The 26,262-nt window shown below is 62.8% G+C and carries 22 protein-coding genes and 3 tRNA genes; 17 read left to right on the top strand and 8 right to left on the bottom strand.

Annotated features, from left to right (window positions below):
- The first annotated feature begins 331 nt into the window (after positions 1-331).
- From AC3EA7_RS22415 to priA, 8 genes are all read left to right on the top strand, one after another.
- Positions 332-655 (top strand): Rieske (2Fe-2S) protein, encoded by a 324-nt coding sequence (locus AC3EA7_RS22415; RefSeq protein ID WP_488616301.1) that lies wholly within the window; start codon positions 332-334, stop codon positions 653-655.
- A gap of 11 nt (positions 656-666) precedes the next feature.
- A complete protein-coding gene (locus AC3EA7_RS22410) occupies positions 667-1,926 on the top strand; it encodes a lactate racemase domain-containing protein (RefSeq protein WP_488616300.1) in 1,260 nt (419 codons plus the stop codon).
- A 750-nt stretch (positions 1,927-2,676) separates the two neighbouring features.
- Positions 2,677-3,165, top strand: a complete 489-nt coding sequence (locus AC3EA7_RS22405) for a hypothetical protein (RefSeq protein WP_488616299.1) — start codon at positions 2,677-2,679, stop codon at positions 3,163-3,165.
- 65 nt (positions 3,166-3,230) lie between these two features.
- Positions 3,231-3,306 (top strand) — tRNA-Trp (locus AC3EA7_RS22400).
- A 38-nt stretch (positions 3,307-3,344) separates the two neighbouring features.
- Positions 3,345-3,436 (top strand) — tRNA-Ser (locus AC3EA7_RS22395).
- 26 nt (positions 3,437-3,462) lie between these two features.
- Positions 3,463-3,553, top strand: a tRNA-Ser gene (locus AC3EA7_RS22390).
- A gap of 157 nt (positions 3,554-3,710) precedes the next feature.
- Positions 3,711-4,406 carry a hypothetical protein gene (locus tag AC3EA7_RS22385; RefSeq protein ID WP_488616298.1) on the top strand — a complete coding sequence of 232 codons (696 nt, stop codon included), beginning with the start codon at positions 3,711-3,713 and terminating at the stop codon, positions 4,404-4,406.
- Positions 4,407-4,500: 94 nt separating this feature from the next.
- Positions 4,501-7,104 carry a replication restart helicase PriA gene (gene priA / locus AC3EA7_RS22380; RefSeq protein ID WP_488616297.1) on the top strand — a complete coding sequence of 868 codons (2,604 nt, stop codon included), beginning with the start codon at positions 4,501-4,503 and terminating at the stop codon, positions 7,102-7,104.
- A 491-nt stretch (positions 7,105-7,595) separates the two neighbouring features.
- Here priA and AC3EA7_RS22375 read toward each other — a convergent pair whose 3' ends face one another.
- The 6 genes from AC3EA7_RS22375 to AC3EA7_RS22350 all read right to left on the bottom strand — a co-directional run bounded on the left by AC3EA7_RS22375 (position 7,596) and on the right by AC3EA7_RS22350 (position 13,168).
- A complete protein-coding gene (locus AC3EA7_RS22375; RefSeq protein WP_488616296.1) occupies positions 7,596-8,108 on the bottom strand; it encodes a GNAT family N-acetyltransferase in 513 nt (170 codons plus the stop codon).
- Positions 8,109-8,114: 6 nt separating this feature from the next.
- A complete protein-coding gene (locus tag AC3EA7_RS22370) occupies positions 8,115-9,026 on the bottom strand; it encodes a GNAT family N-acetyltransferase (RefSeq protein WP_488616295.1) in 912 nt (303 codons plus the stop codon).
- Positions 9,023-9,931, bottom strand: coding sequence for an NAD(P)-dependent oxidoreductase (locus AC3EA7_RS22365; RefSeq protein WP_488616294.1), 909 nt, complete (start codon positions 9,929-9,931; stop codon positions 9,023-9,025). Before AC3EA7_RS22365 ends, AC3EA7_RS22370 begins: the two co-directional genes overlap by 4 nt.
- A 271-nt stretch (positions 9,932-10,202) precedes the next feature.
- Positions 10,203-11,135 (bottom strand): ABC transporter ATP-binding protein, encoded by a 933-nt coding sequence (locus AC3EA7_RS22360; protein WP_488616293.1) that lies wholly within the window; start codon positions 11,133-11,135, stop codon positions 10,203-10,205.
- A gap of 255 nt (positions 11,136-11,390) precedes the next feature.
- Positions 11,391-12,536, bottom strand: coding sequence for an anti-sigma factor family protein (locus AC3EA7_RS22355; protein WP_488616292.1), 1,146 nt, complete (start codon positions 12,534-12,536; stop codon positions 11,391-11,393).
- A complete protein-coding gene (locus AC3EA7_RS22350; protein WP_488616291.1) occupies positions 12,533-13,168 on the bottom strand; it encodes a sigma-70 family RNA polymerase sigma factor in 636 nt (211 codons plus the stop codon). Before AC3EA7_RS22350 ends, AC3EA7_RS22355 begins: the two co-directional genes overlap by 4 nt.
- A gap of 82 nt (positions 13,169-13,250) precedes the next feature.
- Here AC3EA7_RS22350 and abc-f point away from each other — a divergent pair, with 82 nt between their 5' ends.
- The 6 genes from abc-f to AC3EA7_RS22320 all read left to right on the top strand — a co-directional run bounded on the left by abc-f (position 13,251) and on the right by AC3EA7_RS22320 (position 19,410).
- Positions 13,251-15,227 carry a ribosomal protection-like ABC-F family protein gene (gene abc-f / locus AC3EA7_RS22345; RefSeq protein ID WP_488616290.1) on the top strand — a complete coding sequence of 659 codons (1,977 nt, stop codon included), beginning with the start codon at positions 13,251-13,253 and terminating at the stop codon, positions 15,225-15,227.
- An 8-nt stretch (positions 15,228-15,235) separates the two neighbouring features.
- Positions 15,236-15,709 (top strand): GIY-YIG nuclease family protein, encoded by a 474-nt coding sequence (locus AC3EA7_RS22340; protein ID WP_488616289.1) that lies wholly within the window; start codon positions 15,236-15,238, stop codon positions 15,707-15,709.
- Complete coding sequence (locus AC3EA7_RS22335; RefSeq protein WP_488616288.1) at positions 15,706-16,536, top strand: hypothetical protein; 831 nt, start codon at positions 15,706-15,708, stop codon at positions 16,534-16,536. Before AC3EA7_RS22340 ends, AC3EA7_RS22335 begins: the two co-directional genes overlap by 4 nt.
- 323 nt (positions 16,537-16,859) lie before the next feature.
- The gene (locus tag AC3EA7_RS22330; RefSeq protein WP_488616287.1) at positions 16,860-18,059 is read left to right on the top strand and encodes a glycosyltransferase family 4 protein; all 1,200 of its coding nucleotides are present in this window, start codon (positions 16,860-16,862) and stop codon (positions 18,057-18,059) included.
- A gap of 138 nt (positions 18,060-18,197) precedes the next feature.
- A complete protein-coding gene (locus AC3EA7_RS22325; RefSeq protein WP_488616286.1) occupies positions 18,198-19,034 on the top strand; it encodes a sugar phosphate isomerase/epimerase family protein in 837 nt (278 codons plus the stop codon).
- Positions 19,035-19,098: 64 nt separating this feature from the next.
- Complete coding sequence (locus AC3EA7_RS22320) at positions 19,099-19,410, top strand: DUF507 family protein (RefSeq protein WP_488616303.1); 312 nt, start codon at positions 19,099-19,101, stop codon at positions 19,408-19,410.
- Here AC3EA7_RS22320 and AC3EA7_RS22315 read toward each other — a convergent pair whose 3' ends face one another.
- Entirely contained in the window at positions 19,411-21,849 is a 2,439-nt protein-coding gene (locus AC3EA7_RS22315; protein WP_488616285.1) for a transglycosylase SLT domain-containing protein, read from the bottom strand.
- Between the two features lie 33 nt (positions 21,850-21,882).
- Complete coding sequence (locus AC3EA7_RS22310) at positions 21,883-22,665, bottom strand: Uma2 family endonuclease (protein WP_488616284.1); 783 nt, start codon at positions 22,663-22,665, stop codon at positions 21,883-21,885.
- A 697-nt stretch (positions 22,666-23,362) separates the two neighbouring features.
- Between AC3EA7_RS22310 and AC3EA7_RS22305 the strand changes: the two genes are divergently transcribed.
- The 3 genes from AC3EA7_RS22305 to AC3EA7_RS22295 are packed head-to-tail and all read left to right on the top strand — an operon-like array spanning position 23,363 to position 26,262.
- Positions 23,363-24,307, top strand: coding sequence for an STAS domain-containing protein (locus AC3EA7_RS22305; protein WP_488616283.1), 945 nt, complete (start codon positions 23,363-23,365; stop codon positions 24,305-24,307).
- A 45-nt stretch (positions 24,308-24,352) separates the two neighbouring features.
- Complete coding sequence (locus AC3EA7_RS22300; protein WP_488616282.1) at positions 24,353-25,516, top strand: glycosyltransferase family 4 protein; 1,164 nt, start codon at positions 24,353-24,355, stop codon at positions 25,514-25,516.
- Positions 25,513-26,262: a hypothetical protein gene (locus AC3EA7_RS22295; protein WP_488616281.1), complete on the top strand. Its 750-nt coding sequence runs from the start codon at positions 25,513-25,515 to the stop codon at positions 26,260-26,262. Before AC3EA7_RS22300 ends, AC3EA7_RS22295 begins: the two co-directional genes overlap by 4 nt.

Raw genomic sequence — 26,262 nt, 5'->3', positions numbered from 1 at the left:
ACGAGTGCAAAGAGCCGCAGCCGGTTGTGGCCGCCCTCGCACCTCTTACGTCTCACCTCTTGCCTGGTCAAAGGACGAGTGCAAAGAGCCGCAGCCGGTTGTGGCCGCCCTCGCACCTCTTACGTCTCACCTCTTGCCTGGGGCAAAGGACGAGTGCAAAGAGCCGCAGCCGGTTGTAGCCGCCCTCGCACCTCTTACGTCTCACCTCTTGCCTGGGCAAAGGACGAGTGCAAAGAGCCGCAGCCGGTTGTAGCCGCCCTCGCACCTCTTACGTCTCACCTCTTGCCTGGTATTATACACCATTCCCGCCTGCATGCTACAATACCCCTGTATGGCTCGTGAAATCGTTCGCGTCGCCGCATCCGGCGACATCCCACCCGGTCGCATGATCTATGTCGAAATCGATGGATTGCCGATTGCGCTGGCAAACGTCGATGGCGCTATCTATGCCTTCAGTGACTCGTGCCGGCACGAAGGCGGGCCACTCTCGTCCGGCGTGCTCATTGATGAGACCGTCACCTGCCCGTGGCACGGCTGGACCTACAATGTCCGTACCGGAAAAGCTATCGTCCCGCCGGTCGGTATCCGCATTCCAACCTACGAAACCAGGATCGACGGCGACAGCATATTGGTTGTTATCGACTGGCCCGATTGATGGAGCACGCCATGAATAACACGGAGGAATTGCCGCCGTCCTGGCGTATCACACGCGTTGTCAGCCGCGAACCGGAAGCGCCGCAAGATGCCACGCAGGTCATCGGCGAGCAGCGCCTCGCCGACCTTGCGCGCCCCGGTATGCGCGTGACCATTGCCTTCACCGATGCAACGCGCGCCTGCCCTGACGAACGGCTCGTCGGCGATCTCCTCGGTGAACTCGAACAATGCGGCATCGCCCCTGACGACATTACCCTGATCTGCGCTACCGGTCTGCACCGTCCCTCGACTTCAGCCGAACGCCTCGCCAAACTGGGAGCGGCAATCGTCTCCCGCTACCGGATTATCGACCACAATGCCCTCGACCCTGATGGACTCATCGATCTCGGAAACGTCAACGGAATTCCACTGGTCGTCAACCGTCACTGTATTGAGACTGACCTGCTACTGGCGACCGGCGTCGTCGAGCCGCATCAGTACGCTGGCTATTCCGGCGGCGCCAAAACCGTCGTTATCGGCTGCGGCGGCGAGGCGACGATCAGCGCCACGCACGGACCTGCCATGCTCGATCATCCGGGAACGCGATTGGGAGCGATCAACGGCAACCCGTTCCAGGCGTTTGTGCGCGCCGGCGGCGAACGCGCCGGGTTGCGCTACGTCATCAACACCATTCTCGACGAAACCGGCGCGCCCATCGTGATCGCCGCCGGTCCGCCGGCGCTCGTCCACGATTATCTGGTTGCGCAGGCGCGCACGATCTACGAGGCGCCGGTGGCGCAGCCGGTCCATATCGCCCGTGCTGGCGTCGATGGACCCAAGGCGGTCAACCTGTATCAGGCGAGCCGCGCAGCGACCTATCTGGCGCTGGCGGAAAACACCCCACTTCTGCCGGGCGCACCGATTCTGCTGCCCGCTCCCATCCCTGAAGGCGCCGGCGAGGGCGCTGGCGAACGCCGCTTCTTCGATGCGCTCTCGAATGCCACATCGCCGCAGCAATTGCTGGACGACCTGCGCCGCACCGGTTTCCCGGCCGGCGCACAACGCGCCTACATCCTGGCGCAGGTGCTGGTGCGCCATCCGATCATTGTCGTTGGTGCGCAGCACCCGGATGTGGTGCGCGCCTGCCATATGCACGCGGTTCCCGACATGGCAGCGGGGATTGCGCTGGCGGATCGCCTGGCGCGTGAGACCTTCAACCTGGCTTCTGACGCGCCGCTCGAGTTTCTCGACGTGCCGCATGCCCTGCTGACCCTGCCGCGCCTCATCTCATAGAGCGATCAACCACGTCGGCTGAGCCTGTCGAAGCCGGCTGAGCCTGTCGAAGCCAACGTCAGTCGCAAGACGGTCAACACGGGCAGGTATTGTGCAACATTGGCTTGATTGCTCTATGAGGGACATGAATACTGACTTCACTGCAAAAAGCTAACCACGAAGGTCACCAAGAAAGGAAATGCGCTTCATGTTTATTCCCCTTCGTGCGCTTCGTGTCCTTTGCGGTTAAGCCTTTTTTGCAGTGGACTCAATACTGACTTGCGGTCCGTCGGACAAGATGTTCGCGCATTCGTTGTGCGAGGCGCAACGGTCAGCGTGCCCCGGCAGCCGTATCGCAGGCGCCCGCGCCCTGGCATCGGCAGCCCCAGCGGGGCTTTCACGTGCGGTGAGCATGGTCGAGCCGCGTCCTCAGCGAGGGCATCAGCCCGCAGCGCCCCGGCAGGATGGTGCGAATGACCGCACATTGGTATAAGGTTGACCCCTGCGATAGCCGTGGCGCCTCACACAAAGGCGCAGAGGCCCAGAAGAGGCAGAGCGATCAGAATCTATCGAAGCGGTGTAGGTTCCGGCATTGCTATCGTGCGTGAAAAATGAGCAAGAAATAGCGCAACTTCCGTCTTTTCTTTCGCAACCATTTGTGGTACGCTAGAGAGGCACAATTTCATACCTCTGGCAATCAACAGATAGTCGATGCGATTATCTGGCTATTCCTGGCAGTGTGGGCTTTCACGACCGAACAAGGAGCGGGTCATGGTCCCACTGGATGAGTGGCTTGCAATTCGAGGAGAGCAATACGCGGCATTGCTCGACATGCGGCGTGAGCATATCTGTCGCACTGTTACTGAACGTCTGATGCACGCATTTCCGTTGCTCTGTTACGATCCAGCCCGGCCTGATGCAATCGAGTTTCAGCAACTGGCATACGAACGGACTCCACGCCGCTTTCACCGCCTGATACAGGTCGTTTTGCGGCTGCAATCCATTGCTGTGATCGAGCGCGAGTATCGCTGGGGATGGCCTATCCTGCAACGATACCGCGTGGAACGAATCCATTTGATTTCGCACATTCACTGGTACTTTGAGGCGGCGCGGAAGTTCGCCCCGCCGGAGCGCAGCGACCGCAAGCCTTTCGCACTGCTGGAAGCTGCGATTGTCCGGATCGTTCACAGCATTGCCCAAACAACAATCGATGCATTTGGCGGGAATGGTCATCAGAACAACCTTGGCTTTGCATTGTAACGCGCGCCGACGTATCGCACGATCTTGCGAAAATGGCATTGATATGCTATGATAATCGATGACGCAGGCGGGTAGCTCAATTGGCAGAGCAGCGGCCTCCAAATCCGCAGGTTGCAGGTTCGATTCCTGTCCCGCCTGCCACCCCGAAAATGAACCGTTGTCAGGCGCTTCATTCGATGGGAGGGGTGGCAGAGTGGTTGTAATGCAGTCGTCTTGAAAACGACCGGCCCTTCAAAAAGGCCCGTGGGTTCGAATCCCACCCCCTCCGCCACCGACACAATCTGGCTCACTCCGCACGGGGAGGTCGCATAGTTGGCCTAGTGCGGCGGTTTGCTAAACCGCTAGGGGAGCAATCCCCTCGAGGGTTCGAATCCCTCCCTCCCCGCCACACCAACAACCCCTTGCAGATGTGGAACCTGCGAGGGGTTTGTGATTCATCTCCTCCTCAAACACCCTGAACATCTTCCTAACAATCTTTTTCTACCATGGAACCGGCGGTGAACGCTGCCGCACAACGCTCAATACACACAAGAGGAGATGATGGTATGAACTTTTCTCGCTTACTCACCATCGGCGCGATTGCTGTAGGACTTGTTCTTGGCATCGCTATCGGTCCACTCGTTTCCGCAACGGTTGCCAGCGCACAGTCGTTACCAACGGCGCAGGCTGTCTTTCCCGGCGCCTCACTGTGGAATGACTTTCTCGATCAGCTTGCCGCAGCGCTGAACATTCAGCGCACCGCGCTCGACAGCGCGATCCAGACGGCGGGGAACAAGACAATCGACAATGCCGTGCAACAAGGGACGCTGACCCAGGCGCAGGGTGATGCGCTCAAGGCGCGCTTGCAGGCAGGCGACATCGGTGTGCTGTGGGGTCGTGGGCGCGGCAGAGGACCAGGCATGCAGGCGCTGGCGAATGTACACCGGGCAATGCTCGATGCTGCTGCGCAAAAACTGGGATTGACCGCCACCGACCTGATCGCCCGACTGCGGAGCGGGCAGACGCTGGCGCAGATCGCGCAGTCAAAAGGGATTGCTGAACAGGACGTGATTAATGCCGCGCTGTCCGCCGCCAAGACGCAACTCGATCAGGAGGTTGCGAATGGGACCCTAACGCAGGTGCAGGCGAACGCCATCTATACGAGTCTCCAGCAGAAGGGCGCGATGCTCTTCACCCCGCGCGGGCGCGGCTGGAGGGGTATGCCGATGATGCCTATGCCATTGCCTTCGAGCACAACGTAGAGCGTATGGGGCGGGTCTGGTACGGGCGGGTCTCAGACCCGCCCCTCCCCTCCGGCGTTGCACGCTGCCGGAACACGTGTGTTACACTGGTGGCATGACTGCTGAACTGCTTGCCGATGTCGCCGTGGGCGCCGATGCGGTGTTCACCTATCGCGTGCCGCCACCATTGCACACCATCATCCAGGCTGGTCACCTCGTGTGGGCGCCACTGCGCCAGCGGCGCGTGCAGGGCATTGTGCTCGATCTGTATGCCTGGGGCAACAACCCGAACGACCTCCAGGAGACGTTCAGCCCGCCTGCGCTCTGGACCGATCCTTCCGACCTTCCCAATTGGCAGACGCCAACATTGCGTGATCTGATCGATATTGCCGATCCGGAAGTATCGCTGACGCCAGCGCAGACCCGGCTGGCGCGCTGGATCTCCGGGTATTACCGGGTCTCGTTGTACGAAGCGTTGACCCTTATGCTCCCACCCGGCGTCACCCGCGAATCTGAGACCTCCTGGCGCGCAACGGTGGAAGGGCATAGCGCCACGCTGGGCGCATTACCCCCTGGCGAGCGCGACGTGCTTTACCTGTTGCGTCGTAGCGGCGAAATGACCGAACGCGACCTCCGCAGGCATCTACGCGGCAGCGACGCCGAACTCCAGGCAATCTACGCTGCTCTGCGCGAACGCGGCTTTATCGAGCGCGGCATGATCCTCAGCCGGACGCGCGCGCGGCCTCGTACTGAACGCCTGGTGCGTCTCGCCGTTTCGCCAGATGAAGCACGCGCCGCGCTGGAAACGCTTGCGCGCGCCCCTCGACAACGCGCTCTGGCGACATATCTGATCGACCACCCCGAGCCAACGCCAGCCTCTGAGGCGCTTGCCGCCGCTTCCGCCGATACTGGCGCGCTGCGCGCCCTCGAACGCCGGGGGCTGATCGAAATGACGGCGCGTGAGGTATGGCGCGACCCGCTTGCCGGCATCAGCATTCCGCGCGATACGCCACCAACGCTGAGTCCGGCGCAGCAGCGGGCATGGGACGAGATTGCCGGCGCTATTGATCGCCTGGCAGCACAGTTGCCAGACCGCTACACTGATGCCGCGCCGACGCACTTTTTGTTGCACGGGGTGACCGGCAGCGGCAAGACTGAACTCTACCTGAGCGCTATTGCGCACACATTGCGGCTGGGGCGGCAGGCGCTCGTGCTGACCCCCGAAATTGCGCTGACGACGCAACTGGTCCGCCGGTTTGCTGCGCGCTTCCCTGGACGCCTGGCGGTGTTGCACAGCGAACTTTCGATCGGTGAACGGTACGACCAGTGGCGGCGGCTGCGCCGGGGAGAAGCCGACATCGCAATTGGATCGCGCTCCGCAGTCTTTGCGCCGCTCCCTGACCTGGGGCTGATTATCGTTGATGAGGAACATGAGCCGTCATACAAACACGATACCACGCCGCGCTATCACGCTCGCGATGTGGCGCAGCGCCTGGCGGTCATGACCGGCAGCGTCCTGATCCTCGGCAGTGCCACGCCATCGGTCGAGAGTTATGCCGCTGCGCGCGCCGGACGGCTGCGGTTACTGGAGTTGCCGGAGCGTGTTGCGATGGCCGCCGGTCCTGATGGATTGCCGCACACTCGCACGCTGCCCCTCCCACGAGTGACCATTGTGGATATGCGGCGCGAACTTGCAGAGAACAACCGTTCGATCTTTAGCCGCGCGCTGCAAGAAAGTCTGGCGGAAACGCTCGAACGCAATGAGCAAGCGCTCCTGTTTCTCAACCGGCGCGGTGCAGCATCGTTCGTCATGTGTCGCGATTGCGGTCATGTCGTCGCATGCCCGAACTGCTCCTCGCCGCTGACGCTGCACCGGGAGCCCGCCGGGCAATCGGACAATGGCCGCTCTTCTGCAACCGCTAGCCTGCTCGTCTGCCACACCTGCAACCATCGTGAATTGCCGCCTGCCATCTGTCCGCAGTGCTGGAGTTCCCGCATCAAATCGTTCGGCATCGGCACGCAGCGGGTGGCCGACGAGATTGCCACACTCTTTCCCGGCGCGCGCACATTGCGCTGGGATCGCGACAGCGTCGGGCGGAAGGGCGATCACGACCGCCTGCTTGATCAGTTTCTTCGTCACGAAGCGGATGTGCTGGTCGGCACCCAGATGATCGCCAAAGGTCTGGACCTGCCAATGGTGGGCATGGTTGGCGTGGTTGCCGCTGACACCGGGCTGTACCTGCCCGATTTTCGCGCCGGCGAACGCACCTTTCAACTGCTGACGCAGGTCGCCGGGCGGGCAGGACGGCGCACTGAAGGAGCACGAGTCATTATTCAGACCTATGCGCCCGACCACTATGCTATTCGTGCGGCGCAGGAGCACGATTACCATGCCTTCTATGAGGAGGAAATCGCCTTTCGGCGCCAGACTAGCTACCCGCCTTTCACTCGTCTGGTGCGCTTCGTATACGGCGCCGGCAGCGACGCGCGCGCACGGCGCGCTGCCGAGTCGCTGGCGAACGACATGCGGTCGCTGGCAACAAAACGCCTCACCGGCGACTGGAGCCTCATTGGACCGGCGCCAGCCTTCTTCCGCGTTCAGCGCAATCGTTACCGCTGGCACCTCATTCTGCGCGCCGATGACCCGACGCCGCTCCTTAATGCGCTGCGTCTACCACCAGGATGGGTGATTGACATCGATCCGGTGCATGTGTTGTGAGAGGTGCGAGGGGAGAGAGGGTGAAGGTGGGAACGTTACACGTTGAACGCGGCTGCGTCCCCACCCCTCCCGCGTGCGGGGGGGGTGGGACGCGCTTTCTTGCCGCCTGACAGTGTATGCCTGGACCCTCGCCTGTGGATGCTCTGCGTCCTCTGTGCCTCTGTGGTTCAAAAGAACAGACCATCCCCTACCAGCACATCCAGAACGCATTACCGCGACCAATGTGGGGTGCAGGCATGATGTGTCAGGAAACGACGCTATGACTGCCAGCGATTGACATCGCCCCTGACGGACCTGCGGTCAACCGTCCGCCTCAACGGACGGGAACGGCGGCGTCCACACGGGTGGACGACCGGCGGAACTCCACCCCTCCCGCGTGCGGGGGGGGGTGGGACGCGCTTTCTTGCCGCCTGACAGTGTATGCCTGGACCCTCGCCTGTGGATGCTCTGCGTCCTCTGTGCCTCTGTGGTTCAAAAGAACAGACCATCCCCTACCAGCACATCCAGAACGCATTGCCGCGACCAACCGGCGGTTCGGCGGGGAGTTCCGTCCGATGAAAGCCCTGCAATTCGAGGAAGGCAATGCCCTCTTCATTATGCGTTGCAATTGCGCACAATGTACTGACTCGTTCCGGGATGAGCCACGACTCGATGAGCGCCATACACTCCTGCCCATATCCCTGGCGCTGAAACCCACCCCAGATCAACACCCAGATCGCCGCCGATTCCGGTCGCGGCGCGCCGATCTGAACATCCATTGCACCGATCAGCAAGCCGGTCACCGGATGATACACGCCGAACAGCGTCCGCCCCGGCGTTTCCTGCGCCCGCTGCCATTGGGCGCGCACATCATTGAGCGTCAAGCGATCCGCGCGGTCTCCCAAACCATCGAAATAGAGCGGCGTTCCCTGATACACCTTGAGCAAACGCGGCAGATCGTCCTCGGGAAGTGGCCGCAATTCGATATAGTCACCGGTCAATATCGGAGCGAGATCACTGGTCATACGTAGTCACACGGCTTTCTGAATGACATGAAAACGGCGGGTATAGGTCACTGTCCGCAAACGAGTGCGGAATCCAAGCGACTCGTACAGGATACGGGCACTCTCGTCGTCCTCGTATCGATCGATCAACGCAATCGTGGCGCCGTGCGCCTGCAAGCGCCACAGCCCTTCGAGCAATACCGCGCGCCCAAGACCCTGCCCGGCGAAATCGGGATGCACACCAAGCGGTTCGATATACCCCTCACCTTTTGGTCCAAGCCAGCAGATGCAGAACGCAGCCAGGTGGCCATCCGGCGCCACGACGACAACATCGAGTTCGGGAATGTACTGTGGCATACACAGGGTGCGTTTGCGCCACTCAATCGTCATGTCGGCGACGCCGAACGCGGCGCGATGCAGCGCGACATACTGGTGCAACTCGTGCACGCCATCGATTGGGCGCAATGCGAATCCATCCGGCAGGAGCGGCGTTGGCAGCAGCCGGTCGAGTGAGCACGCCATGCGGATCATCGATGGATAATCCGGCGCAAACCCATGCGCCGCCATGAGCGCGAGTCGATCCATATCGTGCTCGAACACATCCACATACAGCGTCAGCATCCGATTGGTCTGATCCACAAATTCCTGCGCCCGTTCCGTCGCCCATACCAGCATCAACTCTTCGACGCCCGCGTCGCACGCCGCCGGATGAGCGCACGTGTCGAGCGAATGCCACGGCAACTGGATTACGGCGAATCCCAGCAGATGTCCTGCTTCATCCTCCCACAGACTGGCATTGCGCGGATTGTCGAGCGCCCACGATGCCAGGCGGTAGGGAAGGTCAACTGCGCGCAGACATCGATCGGGGAAGGTCTGTGCCAGTTCTATCATCCGCTCGATATCGGCAGCTCCGGTAAAGGGGCGTATCGTAATGATCATGGCTCGCCCAATGTGAACGCAGGGCGCGCCGTGCGACGCGCCAGATCCGCCAGATAGTCCACCACCGCCGCGAGATCGCGTTCACCATACCCGGCAGCCGTGGCGGCGGCGAAATGTGCCAGCGCAGCCGACGCAACCGGCGCCGGTACGCCGGCATCCTGCGCGGTTGCGATCATCGACCGCAGATCTTTGCGAACGCCGGTGACATCAAATGCCACTTCGCTCGTCTCGCCGAGCAGCGTCAGCTTTTTGCTGCGCAATGCCGGCAGCGCCACCGGTGAGTCCAGGTAGACATCGAGCATTGCTTCGAGACTCAGCCCAAACTGCCGACCTATGGCGAGCGACTCGGCAAGCGCACCCCAGAAGCACGCCATGGTCATATTGAGCACCAGTTTCATGGTGGCGCCGGCGCCCTGCCCACCGAGGTGAATGATGCGCCGGCTCAATATCTGAAGCACCGGTCGGGCGCGTTCCAGATCAGAGGCTCGCCCGCCGACCAGCGCCAGCAGTTGCCCCTCGCGCGCCGGAGCGACGGTGCCCGATACCGGCGCGTCGAGCAGGTGCGCGCCACGCCGCTCGACGGACTCTGCCAGTGCCAGGATCGTGGCGGTGCGGATAGTGCTCATTTCAATGAACAGGCGACCGGGGACATCTGTTGAAAGCAGACCATGCTGACCGCAGTAGACAGTTTCGACCGCCTGCTCGTCGGTCAGGATGGTGAGGATGATGTCGCTGCGCGCTGCAACTTCTGCGGGAGTGTCTGCCCAAATTGCGCCTGAAGCAACCAGTGCATCCGCGCGCGAACGTGTCCTATTATAAAGTGTGAGCGGGAACCCTGCCGCCAGCAATCGCCCCGCCATCGCCTGACCCATACGCCCAAGCCCAATGAACCCAAGACGTTCCATGCACGATCCTCGTGATGATAGCGATAGAGTAATCCAGGCATATCATACCATGTATGCCATATACGCGGTAGGGGCGCTGGCGCCGGACCATCTCCGGCGAGATCGCCATTGGCGCGAAATAGTATCCGCCGCGGGCAGGCACGGGGGCCTGCGCGGGCAGGCACGGGGGCCTGCCCCTACGATGACGGTGGCGTTCGGTGTCGGGGCGCCCCCCTGTGGGCGCCCTGCGCGGGCAGGCACGGGGACCTGCCCCTACGTCTGTGGGTGGGTCTCACTGCCCGCTGTCGTCGGCGCCGATAATCTCGAGGAAGAGTTGTTCGAGTGAGACACGCTGTGGTGTGAGGGCGTAGAGGCGCGCGCCGCTTGCAATGACAAGCTCAGCGATCTGTGGCAGTGCGTCTTCTCTGGCGACTTCCAGTTCGATCATTCCTGGTGACGTTTCCTGCGGCGCGCTGCCGTTGGCGCAAAACGCTGCCAGGGATGTCAGTAGCCCGTTCGATGCGTCTGCCACCCGCAGTGTCACGCGCACCCTGCCGGCTGCGGCGTCGTGCAGGTTCAGGGTGCGCAACACGCGCCCTTCACGGATAAACGCCGCCCGATCACACGTCATTTCAACTTCGCTGAGGAGATGAGAGTTGAGGAACACCGTCGTGCCGTGCGCGCGCAGATCGCGAATGATGTTGCGCACCAGCATGCGCCCGAATGGGTCGAGCGCCGAGGTCGGCTCATCGAGAAACACCAGTTCCGGCTCGTGAATGAGCGCCTGCGCCAGCCCGATGCGCTGGAGCATGCCTTTGGAGAAATCGGCGAGCGGACGCCGCGCATGCTCTGATAACCCGACAAGCGTCAGCACCTCGGGGATGCGCCGCTGCCGCACCGGCGCGGGAAGACCGCTCAGACGAGCGTGCAGGTCGAGGAACTCGGCGGCTTGCAGCCATTCGTGGAAGCGGAAATGCTCCGGCAGAAAGCCAATCCGCGCCATAGTGCGCGGATCGGCGGGGGTGGCGCCCAGCACGCGCGCGCTGCCTCCGGTCGGCGTCACCAGTCCCAGAAGCATCTTGACCGCTGTGCTCTTCCCGGCGCCGTTCGGTCCCAGGAAGGCAAAGACCTCGCCGCGCGGCACCTGGAGCGTCAGGTCGGCGACGGCGACTTTCGCGCCGTAGACTTTGCGCAGACCGGTTGTTTCAATCACGTAGTCGGACATGGTTGTTTATCCACGAAGGACACGAAGTTGCACAAAGAGGGTGGCGCGTAGACGCTCGCCCCTTGCCGTCGGGCGCCCACGAGGGGCGCGCCTGCGATTGGTGAACGTGCGTTGGGCGCCCGCGGGAGGCGTCCCGACAATGCCGCCATCATGGTCGGGGCAGGCCCCCGTGCCTGCCCGCGCAGGGGCGCCCACGAGGGGCGCCCCTGCGATTGTGCGTTCAGCAACTGCGGGCACGGCAGCGCCGCGTCCCTGCTATCGCACTGACTCTGCCATCGCCAGGAATGTATCGGCGTTCAATCCGCTCCCGGACAGCACATAGAACTGCTCGCCGCGCTGCCAGTAGAGGCTCTGGTACTGCTCTCCCTGATGATCGACGCTCACCAGCAGCCCCGGCGAACCGCCGACTGACACCTGCCGCAGGGCGTTGATGTCTGCCGGGAAGGGAAAGACCAGCGTGGTGCGCCAGTCGATCTGCGCTGCAAGCGTCGCCGCCTGGCGCGGCTCCATGCCCAGCACGCGCAGTGCGGCGTATCCCAGTTGCTGCATCTCCACACCGTCGGGCAGCGTCACCTGCGGGCTGACGCCCTGCACCAGCATCACCTCGTAGCCGTCGCCAGCGTAGCGGGCGCTGACAGCGGGAGACATCTCGGCGACAATCGGTGCGGCGCCGAGCGCATCCGGCAGGGTGACATCGGTGACGCCGGCGAGACGGAGCAGTTCGCGCGCCGATTCGACGTTTACCTGAAACTCGAAGGTTGCACGGTCAGTCACGGCAAACTCAGCGCTGGACGATGGACCAGGCAACACCGGCTGCGCTGGCGTGAACCCAACGAGCGTCGACGCCTCGCTCAGGGATGCAACCGGTTGAGCCTCGGACGAACCGCCGGTCTGCTTCGGCGGCGCGAGGAACAAGGTTTCTCCATCGAAGTTGAGTTGCCGCAACTGCTCCATCCGTTCGTTGGTGACCGGCACAAAGACTACGTTCTGAACGCGGAATACGTTCAGCAGTTGATCGGCGACGGCGCGCACCGGCGGGAATGCCAGCAGCGCGATAATGACTGCCAGCGCAGCCGCCCATCCCATCCAGGGACGCCATATTCGTGTCGAGGTCATGGAAATACTCCTTTGCGATGATGGTAAGTGAAATGAGCGACTGCGGTCCGGCACCGGTCGCTCGCGGTCGATACGTTGGCGTAATGCAGCCAGCGCCATCGGAACATCCGGCGGTACTACGCGCAACTGCGAAGCCGTTTGGTCCGCCAGCGCCTTCAGTGCGGCGCGGCGCGCACGGCACTCCGGGCAGGCAGCCAGGTGCTCCTGCTGCGCATGCAGCGCCTCCGCCGTGAGTTCACCGTCCAGTCCGGCGCGCAACGCGCCATCGTCATAGCATCTGGTCATGGCTGCACCTGCTTTCCAGGCAATTGATCGTCCGTACCGGCGGATCGATGCCGCGCATATGCTTCTGCAAACGCACGTTCGGCGCGAACCAGGAGCGTGCCGACCGAGCCGGGCGCAAGGTCGAGCGCAGCGGCCACTTCGGCATACGACAACCCGGCGTGACGCAGGAGGAGAATCTGCGCCTGACGCTGCGGCAGGGTCGCCAGGGCGGCGCGCACCTGATGGCGCTCCTCAATGCGCTCCACCGCTGCGGAAGGGTCTTCCACAGCGGGCGCCTGCGCAACCCGCTCGATGCGCGCGGCGTCCCGTCGTTCGCTGCGCAGTGTGTTGCGCGCAGTGTTGAGCGCAACGCGACAGAGCCACGGGCGTACCGGTTGATTGGGCGCCGGCGGTCGCCGATAGAGGGTCAGAAACGTTTCCTGCGCTGCGTCCTCTGCTGCCTCGCGCTTCCCGGTAAGCCCGTAGAGCACGCGGTACACCGTCGCATAATGGCGCACGAACAGTTCCTCAAACGCCGCCTCGTCGCCGCGCCAGAGACGTTCGAGCAGCGCGCCATCGCTCTCGTGTTCCGCCATCTTCTGGTTGCTCGCTGTCGCTATCATCGATCCTGCGCCATCGTTTGTTATAATCATACTTGAAACACCACTGCGCCGGTTTTTGTGACATGGGCATGTGACGTTCCGGGACAAGTCAGAGACGAACGGGGGATCACTCGTGTCGATCATCACTGTCAGCAACTTGACCAAATATTACGGCGCTGAACTGATCTTCCGCGATGTCAGTTTTCGAATCACACGCGGCGATAAAGTGGCGATCGTCGGAGTCAACGGCGCCGGCAAGAGCACCCTGCTGCGAATCATTGCCGGGCAGGAAACGCCAAGCGCCGGGAGCGTCCATCTGGCGCGCGGGACGCGCCTGGCGTACCTGGCGCAGGAAGCGCGCTTCGATAGCCGACGCACACTGCTCGAAGAAATGCACGCCTCGCTCGCGTATCTCAACGCATTGCGCGATGAAATAACCGCGCTCGAAGCCGCGCTCACGGAGACTGCCCACCCTGACTATGACCACTTAATGGAGCATTACGGCAAGACGCTCCATCGCTTCGAGCATGCCGGCGGCTACGACATTGACCGGCGGATCGCCATAGTCCTCGATGGTCTGGGGTTTTCCGTCGCGCAACGCCATGAACCGGTAGCGCGCTTGAGCGGCGGGCAGAAGACCCGCGTTGCGCTCGCGGCTGCGCTCCTGTCTGACCCTGATGTGCTTCTGCTCGATGAACCGACCAATCATCTCGACCTGGCGGCGCTCGAATGGCTCGAACGTTTCCTGCGCGACTGGGACGGCACGCTGATCGTTGTCTCGCACGACCGCTACTTCCTCGACCGGGTGACGACTCGCACGCTCGATCTCGCGTTCAATCGACTCGACGGCGATTACCCCGCCCCCTACCAGCGTTATCTGGAACTGAAAGCCGCGCGCCTCGAACTCCAGTTGAAACAGTACCGCGCTCAGCAGGAAGAGATCGCTCGAACCGAAGAGTTCATCCGCCGCTTCAAGAATAGCCAGCTCAGCAAACAGGCGCGTGGACGCGAACGACGCCTGGAGCGTCTGAAGGAGGGATGGGAAGGTGGTTCAGGGCGCACCGAAGGGCTGATCGCCCGACCGGAGCAGCAGAAGAAACTGGCGTTCAAACTCGGCTCGAACCTGCGCGGCGCCGACCTGGTGCTGAAGATCGACGGGTTGACCGTCGGCTACCAACAACCCGCCACTGATGCGCAGCCGCTGGCGCTGCTCCACGTCCCCAACCTCGAAATCTGGCGCGGACAGCGGGTGGCGCTGATGGGACCGAACGGCTGCGGCAAGACGACCCTGCTGCGCACGATTGCCGGCGAACTGCCGCCGCTGCGCGGGCAAGCGCGGCTGGGGAGCAATGTCAGACTCGTCTACTATGCCCAGGCGCACGAGGGGTTGCGCATGGATCAGACCATGCTTGATGAAATCCGCCGCGTTCGACCAGACATGAAGGAATCTGAAGCGCGCACGCTGCTGGGGCGCTTCCTCTTCAGCGGCGATGATGTCTACAAACGCATCAGCAACCTTTCCGGCGGAGAACGCGGCAGAGTGGCGCTCGTGCAACTCATGCTGCTCGGTGGAAACCTGCTCGTGCTCGACGAGCCGACGAACCACCTCGACATCGACGCGCGTGAGGCGCTCGAAACGGTGCTGAACGAGTATGACGGCACGGTGCTCTTCGTCTCGCACGACCGTTCCTTCGTCGATGCCGTCGCCGACACGATCTGGATGGTGCGCGATGGCGCCATCGATGTGTTCGATGGCACATATTCTGAATATGTCGCTGCGCGCGATGCCGCGTCCGCTGCTGGCTTACTGTCGAATGGTTCACAAAAGCGCGATGTGGTGCGCGAACCGGGCGCTGGTGCGCCGGCAAAGGAGACACGCGCGCTCAATCGTGAGCAGGAGCGTGAAGAACGCCGCCGGCAGCGTCGCCTTGCGGTGTTGGAAGAAGAGATCGCTGGTCTCGAAGCGAAACTTCGCGGTCTTGAGGAAGCATTGAATACGGCCAGCGCCGCAGGTGATGTGCAACGCGTGACATCGCTGGGGATCGAGATCGTCGAGTTGCAGAAAACCCTGGACATGCGGTACGATGAATGGGCGACCATAGCAGTCTAGAGGAAACGGTGAAGGGAACCTACCTGCTCATTCTGCGGCTCGACCGCGACATTGCGGGGTTGCCCGTCGGTAAACTCGGTGTGTTGGATTTTCCCGCCGGGTATTACCTGTACGTCGGGAGCGCCTTCGGATCCGGCGGGTTGCCTGCGCGCCTGGCGTACCATGCGCGCCGGGAAAAGGCGCGTCCACACTGGCACATCGACTATTTGCGCAAGCATGGGCGACTTGAAGAAGCCTGGAGTATTGCCTGTTCGGAGCGACTCGAGCGCCTGTGGGTCGATGCGTTGAGCGCCGCACCGGTTGTTCAGCCAGTTGCGCCTGGTTTTGGCGCCAGCGATAGCCCGTGTAAAAGTCACCTGTTCTTTTCTCCCGTCCGACCGCAGCCGCGCGTTTTGACCGATACGCTCCTCCAAAGCGTCGAACGGGCGCCGATGGATGTGAAGCGCCTGAATATTGAAATTTACGCCTTTGACAACCCATGATCGACAACCGTCCCTCTCCTTCCGATAGCGTGCCTGATGTGGCTGCCATTTTGGAGCAACTACGCGCGGAAGTGCGCGCACAATCCGCAGCCCGCCGACCAATCGGCGATGATGCGTTGCAACGCGCATTGCAACGCAGCCTCGATGACCTCGAAATCTCGCGGGTGGTCAGCGCGCACTGGCCCCTCACCGGGCACACCCTGCCGCAGAAGGCAATGGCGCTGATCAACAAGGTGGTGCGGCGCTACCTGCGCTGGTATATCAATCCGATCGTCGAGCAGCAGAATGCGTTCAACAACGCGGCGGCGCGCACCCTGCGCCTGCTGGCGGAAGCGTACCAGGAACTGGCGCATCAGGTGGCGGAGCAGCGGCAGACCGGCGCGCAGACGCGCACCGATGGGAACGAGGCGCACAACGACGATCATACTGCCACGATTGCCGCAGAGGAACGTTCCGCTGCCGGGATCGATCCCACGATCGCGCCAACCTATGCCGATCTCATGGCGCAGGTGCGCAATCGCGCGACAATGGAGCCTCCCGCTCGTTTCATCGAACTGGAATTGCACGATGCTCTGACTCAGGCGCAATCGCGGCAATTCGTCACTTCGCACTGGCCCCTCATCGGGCGCACGCTTGTCGAAAAAGTGATCGCGCTGCACAACCGGGTGGTGCGCCAATACCTGCGCTGGCTGATCAATCCCATCGTCGAGCAGCAAAACGCTGCCAACGAAGCGTTGACCGCCGCCTTGCACACCCTGATCCGCATCGATGCCGCCTTCCGCGCCGATGTCGCCGCCTTCTGCGCCGAGCGCAAGCGGCAGCGATGACCATGGTGCAATCATGTATGAGTCCACTGCGCACTGGCTGAACCGCCAGGGACCCGAAGCGCGCGAAGGGGAAGAACCGCGAAGCGCATTGCCTGTGCGTCCCTTGGTGACTGCGTAACGCGGAATGTATTCCGCTAGATAATGAAGTGCATGTCCTTCGTGTCCCTTGGTGACCTTCGTGGATACAGGCTTCACCACCAGGGACCCGAAGCGCGCGAAGGGGGAGAACCATGAAGTGCATTTCCTGTGTATCCCTTTGTGACTGCGTAACGCGGAATGTATTCCGCTCTGGGGTGCTGAGTCCTGGTGAGAAATAGCCCGTCATGTCCGATATCATCACCATTGTTACACCCTGGTTTGGTCCTGATACGGCCGGCGGCGCGGAGACGCAGGCGCGGCAGCTCGCGGCAGCGATCCACGCACTCGGCACGCCGATCGAGGTCTGGACAACCAACGGACGCGACTCGTTCAGCCCTCCGGTTCCGTACTACTGCATCGGCGCGGATGTCGTCGATGGCGTGGCAGTGCGGCGCTTTCCCCTCACCCCGCCGCGTCCGACTCCCCATGATCCGTACCTGCCGGCAGCCGTCCAGCACGCCGGTCTTCCTGCTGACTGGATGGACTTTCCGGATCACGAGCAGCGCCTGCTGGCGTCGCTGCTATCAAGTGAGGCGCTCCTCGACGCCATCGCTGTCGAGCGTGACCGGCGGCGCTTTCTCTTCATACCCTACCCCTTCCCGACAACCTTCTGGGGAATGCTGCTCGCCGGAGAGCGCGGGTATCTGTTGCCATGCCTGCACGACGAACCGTATGCGCGGTACAGCACCTACCGCTGGATGTTCCGCCGCGCCCGGCGCGTGTTCGCCAACAGTCCCGCCGAACGTGCGCTCGCGCTGCGCCTCTACGGCCTCCCGCCCGACCGGGTGGTGACAGCGGGTGAAGGGATCGATCTGACGCCGCGTGGTGATGGCGCCGCATTCCGTGCCAGGCACGGGTTGCGCGGTCCGGTGCTGCGCTATGCCGGTCGGCGCGATGCCTCAAAAAACTTTCCGCTGCTGTTGATGTACCTGCGCGAGTACTGGGCGCGACGAGGATCACCACTGACCCTGGTGCTGACCGGACGCGATCCGGCGGACATCCCGCCGCCGCTGAAGGCGATTGTCCTCGACCTGGGGGATGTCGGCGTGCAGGAGCGCCACGACGCATATGCCGCCGCCGATGTGTTCATTCAGCCTTCGACCTACGAGAGTTTCTCGATTGTGCTGATGGAGTCGTGGTTGCAGGGCGCGCCGGCGCTCGTCAACGCGCGCTGCGATGTCACCCGTGAGGCGGTCGAAGCCAGCGGCGGCGGGTTGAGTTTCGACGGGTTCGCCGAATTTGCTGCCGCGCTCGATCTGTTGCTGGAAAACCGGGCGCTGCGGCATGCGCTCGGAGCGCGCGGGCGCGCCTGGGTGCTGGAAAACTGCCGCTGGGAAGACGTTGCGCGGCGCACCGTGGCAGCGGTGATGGAATATGAGACCTGAACATCCGCACCGTCACCGAACGCCGTACCACTGGAGGATTTTTCACAAAGGTTGAGGCAAAGGCGCGCAGACACAAAGTGAGGTGGTATTAATCGCAAACCTTCGCGTCTTTGCGTCAACCTTCTCGAGAAATGCTGTATGAATCAGACGACTCAACCCGTCGCCATTGGCATCAACGCGCGCCTGTTTCCGGCTAACTGGCGTCCGGTGTCACAGGAGATCACGTTTGCGCGGGATCTCGGATGCAACTGCCTCCAGATTCACGGGCGTGAGCAGGGTATCGACGCCGCATACCTCGGCATGCCGCTCGCGGCAGCTGGCGACATGCTCATCAGCAACGACATGTCCGCCGTGATGGAAATCGTCGTGCGTGTGGCAGCAAACGGACGCACCGCATTTGGTCTGACCCCGCTCGACGTGCTGCGCAACAACCTGGGCGCCATTCAGGCGCTGGCAATCCGCCACGTGCACTGGCACTTCGCGCCGACAACGCGGCTGTCCGACACTGATCTGCGCGCTTTGGAAGAGGCGCTGATCGACGTGCTGCGCGCCGGAGCCGATCTGGCGCATACCCACGGCTTCACCCTCGCGCTGGAGCACAATGAACCGGATGTGCCGCTCTTCGCGCGGATCGAAGCGATCACGCAGGCGCTCGATGCAACGCCCGAACTCGGCTTCGTATGGGACCTGAATCACACCCCGCCCGCCGAACTCGACGACTGGCTCGACCTGGCGCCGCGCATGACGCTGCTCCACGTCTCCGACACGCCGCTGCCGGCAGTCAACCATCATCTGCCGTTGGGTCAGGGGAGCATCGACTTCGCGGCGCGCTTCCGCGAACTGCGGGAACGGGGGTATCGGGGAGCAGCCATTCTCGAAATCGGCGGGGTTCCCAAATCAGGCGGCTTCGGGCGCGATACCGATGAGGCGTTATGCGACTCGGTCGCGCGGTTGCGGCGCGCAGTATGCGGATGACGCAGAAAACACCGTGTCGAATCTGGTATGATACCGGGAGAAACATCGTTGTGTCGGGTCTGAAATCCGTCGAACAGTAAGGAGGGAGGCGCCGATGAAACTTTCACCCGCCAAAGTCGAACAACTGGCGGCAGCGCTCGTCGATTACCTGGCGGAAGTGGACGGCGTCATGTTTCGTGGCGACGATAGCCAGTTGCGTCTGGCAGTGCAGCAGATCATAACCGATGAACTGATGGTCGAAGAACTGCTCGACGCAGAGATCCACAAGATGTTGCAGGCGTACAAGTACGAGATTACGATGGGGCGTCTGAGCTACGACGATCTGTTCAAGAAAACGAAACAGCGCCTGGTTCGTGAACGGAGACTCGTGCTGTGATCATTCCCCCTCCCAGCGGTAGAGCCGCCGGTACACATCGTACTGGGCGATCACGGATTTGACATAATTTCTAGTCTCTGAGAAATCGATTCGTTCAGTGAAGAGGTCTGGGTCGGTGATCGGCGCCCCCCCTGACCAGCGCCGCGCGTTGCCGGGTCCGCCGTTGTACGCCGCAAGCGCCCCTTCCAGGCTCCCATTCATCGCCGTGATCTGGCGGCTGATGTAGAACGCGCCGAAGCGCACACTCAGATCGGGCCGGTAGAGGTCAGTTTCGCGAAAAACGCTCACTCCCAGCGCCTGCGCGATGCCCTGACCGGTGGCAGGCATCACCTGCGCCAGGCCGCGCGCTCCTGCCCACGAGGTTGCCGCCGGATCGAAAGCGCTCTCCTGGCGCAACAGCGCAAACATGAGCGCGGGATCGACGCCGAACTCGCGCGCACGCGCCAGCACAACCGGCGTGAAGGGCACAGGGTAGAGGAGTCGTCGTAGCGCCAGAGGCGCGCCCGCCGGATCGCCGCCGGGCGCCAGGCGCACCAGGCGATTGGCCGCACGCAGCGCCACACTGGCAGCGCCCTGGTCGTGGGCATACCTGCCGAGAAGATAGAGCGCATATGGATTGTCGTTGCGCGCCGCGAGCGCCGCCGACCATTCCGCCATCGCTTCGACCCGCAGATTGAGCGCGTCGAGTTCGAGCGCGCGCTGCACCGCTGGATCACCCGCCGGGTCTGGCAGGTCCTGCGGCGGTGCGCCAGCCCACGCAGCAAGCCATTCCTCGACAGCGCGCCAGTCGCCGGCGCTGATCGGCGCATCGAGCGGCAATGAACCGTTTTCCTGGCGGTTGAGGATGATGCGCGCGCGCGCGGCGGGGTAGGAATCTGGCGCATCGGCGATGATCTGTTCCAGCGCGGCGCGTCCCGCATCGGTATCACCGACTGCAAGCGCCGCGCGCCCTGCCCAGTAACGCGCACGCAGCGCGGCGCTCCCCGACGCAGCGGCTGCCAGTTCTTCCCACACCTGACGCGCCTGCACCGCCTGCCCCGATGCAAACAGATGCAACCCGCCAGCGAACCAGGCGTCCTGCGCCAGCGGCAGCGCCGGGTAGCGCCGCCCCAGGTTGATCCGCTGCTGCGCCGCCGCCTCGACATCGCCAAGCCGGTCGAGCAGCACTGCCGCGCGACGCAACGCCTCCGGCGCGCGCGGGTCTTCCGGCAGCGCCGCCGCAAAATCGCGGTACCCCTGAATAGCAGCCCCGATGTCGCCGCTCTGCCCAACGGTCTGAATCCGGTCGAGGCGCGCCTGCGCGCCAGCATCGCTCTCGCCAGCCGCAGCAATCGCAGCGTCGAACCCTTCCAGCGCCGCCGCGAAGTTCCCCAGTTCTCGCAACGCCAGCGCCCGTCGCCGCAGCAGGTCGGCGCGCTGCGTCTCATCGGCGGCGGCGAGCGCGGCATCGAATGCAGCAAGCGCGTTGCTCCAGCGACCATGCACCTCATAGACTCGCGCTATCAGTTCGGGTGGAAGCGCCATCTCAGAATCGGCGCGGAACCGATCCACTGCCGCCAGCGCCGCCGGCAACCCCGGTGCACGTTCGAGACCCTCAACCAACCAGGCGCGCGCAGTCGCCAGGTCCCCCTGGGAGCGGGGCAGATCGGCGAGTTCGATCAGCAGGCGAGCGCGGTACTCCGGCTGCTGCGCCAGCGTCAGCAGTTCGACGGCGAGTTGCAGCGCCTCATCATTCTGCCCCAGATCGCGGCGGGCGCGGATCGCTGCCTCATACGCCGTGGCGCGCTGCCCGCGAGCAATCTCGCTCCGCGCGACCGCCTCATACCCCGTCGCCGCCTCCGCAAGACGACCAAGCGCCCCTTCCTGGGCTGCCTGTCGCATACGCGCGTATGGCGCTGCGGGTGTGGCAAACGCGCGGTACTGCTCATACGCCGCAACCGCCGCTGCATGTGAGCCGGCCTCCTCGTGACTGCGGGCGATCCAGAACCATGCCCGCGCTGTCAATTCGTCCTGTGCGCCATCGGCAACGAAGGCGGTAAGCGCTTCGACCGCCGACGTCCAGCGTTCGCGGAGGGCAAAACTCTCTGCCAGGTAAAAGCGCGCCGCGCGCCCGACCGGCGTTCCCGCTGCGGCGTTCATGGCAGCGAAGAACGCCTCGGCAGCCGCGTCATAATCCCCTGCGGCACGCCATTCTAGCCCGCGCGCAAGCAACTCATCAGGAGAAGCGTCGGGGGTTGGTATGGCATCAGGCGCTGAAGTCCCGGAGGGCGGCGCAGCATCAGGGGAAGGCGGCAATGGCGGCGGCGGCGCAGCACCGGGTTGCGACGCACCTGACGCAAGCGGCGTCGGGATTGACGTTTCAAGCGCCGGTATTGGAGATTCTGGCGTACACGCGCCGAGCGACACTGCCAGCGCCAGTACGCACCACAGACGATGCATGGCCGTATTTTACCACATACCATTCCAAAGCGCTCACCCTTGATCCCCCTGAAGCCGTTGTAGTTCGGCTTCAAGCGCCGCGATGCGCTGCTCGGCAGCGATACGTGCCGCAATCTCAGCATTGAGCGCCGCCTGGAGGTCGGGGTAGTCGCCGATGGGATTGCCCGCCGCGTCGTAACATACCGCCTGCTGATCCCGCACCTCCAGCCACATGCGCAGCGGCTCGATCCACAACCGCCCCTGGTCATCTGGCGACAGCACCGCATAGACCGTTGGCGTGCGCCGGTAGCCGAACAGCCGCAGCGTCGTCTGCCCGCGCCGCTGCACCACGTCCACAATGATATAGAACTCCACGCCTGCCAGGTCGTACTCATCGAGTTTGACCGTCAGATCGATCCCGCGCGTTTCGGGCGATGTGACCTCGATGATCACCGTCGGACGCACCCCTTCGGCGGCCACATCGAACGTGCTCCAGTTTTTGCGCTCGCGCACGCCGAAAATCACTGCAAGGTCGGGTCCGTGCGCTTTCAGGTCCGGGTCGTCCCAGGCGATGCGCACGTTGTGGAGCACCACAGCGCCAGGGACGCCTGCCAGCAATCCCCGCAGGACATTGTACAGATAGACGTAAATACGCTGATGAAGGTCGCTGTGGGTCACCTGATCGCCCTCCTGCGGGTGCAGCACATCTTCCAGCGACAGGGGAATCTGCTCGAATGTGACACTGCCATCGGGCGCAGTGCGCTCGACATATCGCCAGCCGTAGGGGAAGGGGTTCCCCGGCGGCGCGACCGTAGCTTCCTGAGTGGACAGGCTCATAGGACTGCTCCACACTGATAATACTCCCGCTCATTATAGCCTGAACGCACTCAAGTGTCATGCAGTGACAGATGTGGTTCTGAACGGGGCGTCCATAGGGGAAGCGCTGCGCCATCGCCAGGTCGCCGGCGGCGCCCTCGACGACGCGAGCGCCTGAACGATGCTCTATCTGATGCTCATGCGCGGTCATTTAGATAGTACTCATGAGTCCACTGCACACCGGCTTCACCACCAGGGACCCGAAGCGCGCGAAGGGGCAGAACCATGAAGCGCCTTGCCCGGGTGTCCCTTGGTGACTGCGTGACGCGGAATGTATTCCGCCCGTCTGCCGATAATGAAGTGCATGTCCTTCGTGTCCCTTAGTGACCTTCGTGGACACCGGCTTCACCGCCAGGGACCCGAAGCGCGCGAAGGGGCAGAACCATGTAGCGCATTGCCTGGGTGTCTCTTGGTGACTGCGTAACGCGGAATGTATTCCGCCCGTCTGCCGATAATGAAGCGCATGTCCTTCGTGTCCCTTGGTGACCTTCGTGGACACAGGCTTCACCACCAGGGACCCGAAGCGCACGACGGGGAATAAAAAGGTGAATAAACATGAAGTGCATGTCCTTAAGTGCAAGCCCCCGTGCACGAGAACTTTTACGTTATAATAGCGCATCGCAATACGAAGCAAGACGGGAAGCAAGGAAACACGAACATGGGTTTGACGCAACGACAGATCAATACGCTGCTGTTCGTCTTGATTCTGGCAGGCGCGCTTGTCAGTCTGATTGATGTACTCAGCCGCGAAGCCCTGTTGAGCACACGGATAGGGTATGCTGTCGCCGCTTTGCTGGCAGCCGGGTTGCTGATCGCATACCGGCGAGGATGGGAGCACGCCCGCCACGCAATGGCGCTGGCAATAACGCTCTCGGTGGCCTTTTTCACCAATGAACCGTATCTTTCGCAGCAGATGGACCTGCTCCATGCTGCTCCGATCGTCATCGCGCTGGTGCTCACCAGTCCGCGCTGGCTGCTGTTCAACGCGGCGTTGCTGCTGCTCATCCTGCTTGTCCGTGGCGAGTGGAACGGCATCTATACGCGACCGGTCAACCTGGCAGTCTATGGAGTGCTCGCCGGCGGCATGGCGCTCAGCCGTCTGGCAGCGGACAATGCGCAGCGTCTGGAAGAAGCGCGTCGGGTTGCCGAGGAAGAGCGGGTGCGCACAGCGGACGCGCTGGCGCTTGCGCAGCGGCGCGCTGAGGAACTGGAGCAGCGTACTGCCGAGCAGGAACGACTGCTCCAGGTGATCTCCGATCTGGAAACACCGTCCATTACGATTGCCGATGGCGTGCTGCTTGCGCCAGTGGTCGGTCATCTCGATGCGCGGCGCGCACAGGCGCTGAACCGGCGCCTGTTGGAAACGGCGACTCGCCAGCGTGTGCGCCTCGTTATTCTCGACATTGCGGGCGTCTCATACGTTGATGAATCGGTCGCGCGCAGTCTGATCCAGGCGGCGCAGTCGCTGCAACTTGTCGTATGTCAGGTGGCGATCAGCGGTGTTTCTCCGGCGGTTGCCATCACACTGGCATCGCTGGACATAACGCTCCCGGATGTCCTTACCTGCCGATCACCGCAAGAAGCGCTGCTCTTACGTCTGTGAAAAATGGTATAATCCGTGTAAGCCTCATGACAGTGAGATGCATCTATGCGGATTGCCATATTTACGGAGACCTTCCTGCCCAAGATCGATGGCGTGGTCTCGGTGCTCTGTCTTGCGCTGCAACACCTGCGCGACAAAGGGTGCGACGTGTTGCTTTTCGGTCCTCCCGATATGCCCGAAACGTATGCAGGGCATCGCCTGGTGCGCACCGGCGGGCCGCGGTTCTGGCTCTATCCCGAACTTCGGATCAATCTGCCGAGCGGCAAAATCGTGCGTGAGTTGCGCGCATTTCAGCCCCATCTCGTCCACGTCGTCAACCCCGCCTTCCTTGGTCCCACCGGCATAACGCTGGCAAAGATGTTCAACCTGCCGCTGGTTGCTTCGGCGCATATGGACATCACCAGTTACACTACCCACTACGTCGGTGCATGGGGAGTCCCTATCGCCTGGTGGCTCTTTCGTACCGGTCACAATTTTGCCGATCTCAACCTGGTGCCTTCGAGCGCCATGCTCCAACAGGTGCGCGAGCGCGGATACCGGCGAGTGCGCTGGTGGCATCGCGGCGTCGATACAGAGCGATTTCGCCCTGATCTGCGCAGCGCTGCGATGCGTGAACGGCTCAGCGGCGGTCGCCCCGACGACTTTCTGGCCGTCTATGTCGGGCGGATCACGCGCGAAAAGAATGTTCATCTGTTACGCGATGCCATCTGCGGCCTGGATGGCGTCCGCCTGGCGCTGGTCGGCGGCGGACCCGAACTGGCACAGATGCAGTCGTACTTCGCCGGTACCGGAACCGTGTTTACCGGCTATCTGCGTGGCAACGACGTGGCAGCGGCGTATGCGTCGGCGGACGTGCTGGTGTTTCCTTCGACCAGTGAAACGTTCGGCATGGCGCCGCTCGAGGCGATGGCATGCGGTCTGCCGGTCATCGGTTCACTGACCGGCGGTCTGGTCGATACGCTGCGCGACGGGATCAACGCACTGGTCTACAATCCGAATGATCCGATGCAGATACGCGAGCGGGTGCAGTTGCTGCGCGACTCGCCGGAACTGCACGCGCGGCTGCGTCAGGGAGCGCTCGCGCATGCGCGCAGTCGCCGCTGGCAGGCGACGATGGATCAGTTAATCGGGTATTACGAACTGGGAATCCGCTACCATCGCCAGTCGCAGGTGCGGCGACGGCTGCGGTTGATTCGCATACCGGTATGACCAATACCGAACAGGTTACGGTGGTAAGGGTGCGCGGGCGATTGCGTGATATTGCGCTGCCGCCGCGTTGCCCCGCCTGTGGCGCTGCGGCTGGCGTACCGCTGCGGGTAGAGCGCATCTTTGTGCGCGAACGCCGTCGCCGCGGCATCATCACCGATACGGCGCGCGGGGTGACAACATTTCATGTCGTGTCGATCACCGTTCCGTTTTGTACCGCATGCGCTGCGCGTCACATGGCGGAACGTGCAACGACGGAAGTGCAGCCGTCACCGTTGCGAACGACCGTCGCTATGTATGGCGTTATTGCGCTTGTTGCGCTCGCTGCGGCGCTGGTCTTTGGGATGTTTATCTGGAATGGGATAGCCGGCGGATGGCGTTCTGCGCTGACCTTCGCCACGTCGATCACGGCCGGTTGCATCGTCTTCGCAGGATGGTTCATCGTGCAGGCAGTGAATGTCTGGCGCGCCAGTATTACCCTGCCGCCAACATCCATCACCGCCGCTTTCGATTTTGGCGACCGCCAGACGCGCCGTTTTGAGCCGGAATGGCGTGAGTATCGTTTGCGCAACGCCGGTTATGCTCATGCCTTCACCCAAGCCAATGCTGCGCGCCTCTGGGACGACGAAGGTCCGCAGGCGCTGCGCGCCGCTCGCCTGCGCCGCATTGCCGGCTCGCTGCGCATCGTCGCCGCAGCAGCGCTGGTGGTCGTTTTCGTGCTGCTGGCGCTTCAGGCAGGAACTCCGTGA

This window comes from Roseiflexus sp. (assembly GCF_057785375.1).
This window is presented reverse-complemented; position numbering and strand designations above follow the sequence as displayed.

Excerpts from the sequence above, each read along its gene's own strand:
- AC3EA7_RS22415 (WP_488616301.1), top strand. The coding sequence starts at position 332 with ATGGCTCGTGAAATCGTTCGCGTCGCCGCATCCGGCGACATCCCACCC.
- AC3EA7_RS22410 (WP_488616300.1), top strand. The coding sequence starts at position 667 with ATGAATAACACGGAGGAATTGCCGCCGTCCTGGCGTATCACACGCGTT.
- AC3EA7_RS22405 (WP_488616299.1), top strand. The coding sequence starts at position 2,677 with ATGGTCCCACTGGATGAGTGGCTTGCAATTCGAGGAGAGCAATACGCG.
- AC3EA7_RS22385 (WP_488616298.1), top strand. The coding sequence starts at position 3,711 with ATGAACTTTTCTCGCTTACTCACCATCGGCGCGATTGCTGTAGGACTT.
- priA (WP_488616297.1), top strand. The coding sequence starts at position 4,501 with ATGACTGCTGAACTGCTTGCCGATGTCGCCGTGGGCGCCGATGCGGTG.
- AC3EA7_RS22375 (WP_488616296.1), bottom strand. The coding sequence starts at position 8,108 with ATGACCAGTGATCTCGCTCCGATATTGACCGGTGACTATATCGAATTG.
- AC3EA7_RS22370 (WP_488616295.1), bottom strand. The coding sequence starts at position 9,026 with ATGATCATTACGATACGCCCCTTTACCGGAGCTGCCGATATCGAGCGG.
- AC3EA7_RS22365 (WP_488616294.1), bottom strand. The coding sequence starts at position 9,931 with ATGGAACGTCTTGGGTTCATTGGGCTTGGGCGTATGGGTCAGGCGATG.
- AC3EA7_RS22360 (WP_488616293.1), bottom strand. The coding sequence starts at position 11,135 with ATGTCCGACTACGTGATTGAAACAACCGGTCTGCGCAAAGTCTACGGC.
- AC3EA7_RS22355 (WP_488616292.1), bottom strand. The coding sequence starts at position 12,536 with ATGACCAGATGCTATGACGATGGCGCGTTGCGCGCCGGACTGGACGGT.
- AC3EA7_RS22350 (WP_488616291.1), bottom strand. The coding sequence starts at position 13,168 with ATGATTATAACAAACGATGGCGCAGGATCGATGATAGCGACAGCGAGC.
- AC3EA7_RS22335 (WP_488616288.1), top strand. The coding sequence starts at position 15,706 with ATGATCGACAACCGTCCCTCTCCTTCCGATAGCGTGCCTGATGTGGCT.
- AC3EA7_RS22330 (WP_488616287.1), top strand. The coding sequence starts at position 16,860 with ATGTCCGATATCATCACCATTGTTACACCCTGGTTTGGTCCTGATACG.
- AC3EA7_RS22325 (WP_488616286.1), top strand. The coding sequence starts at position 18,198 with ATGAATCAGACGACTCAACCCGTCGCCATTGGCATCAACGCGCGCCTG.
- AC3EA7_RS22315 (WP_488616285.1), bottom strand. The coding sequence starts at position 21,849 with ATGCATCGTCTGTGGTGCGTACTGGCGCTGGCAGTGTCGCTCGGCGCG.
- AC3EA7_RS22310 (WP_488616284.1), bottom strand. The coding sequence starts at position 22,665 with ATGAGCCTGTCCACTCAGGAAGCTACGGTCGCGCCGCCGGGGAACCCC.
- AC3EA7_RS22305 (WP_488616283.1), top strand. The coding sequence starts at position 23,363 with ATGGGTTTGACGCAACGACAGATCAATACGCTGCTGTTCGTCTTGATT.
- AC3EA7_RS22300 (WP_488616282.1), top strand. The coding sequence starts at position 24,353 with ATGCGGATTGCCATATTTACGGAGACCTTCCTGCCCAAGATCGATGGC.
- AC3EA7_RS22295 (WP_488616281.1), top strand. The coding sequence starts at position 25,513 with ATGACCAATACCGAACAGGTTACGGTGGTAAGGGTGCGCGGGCGATTG.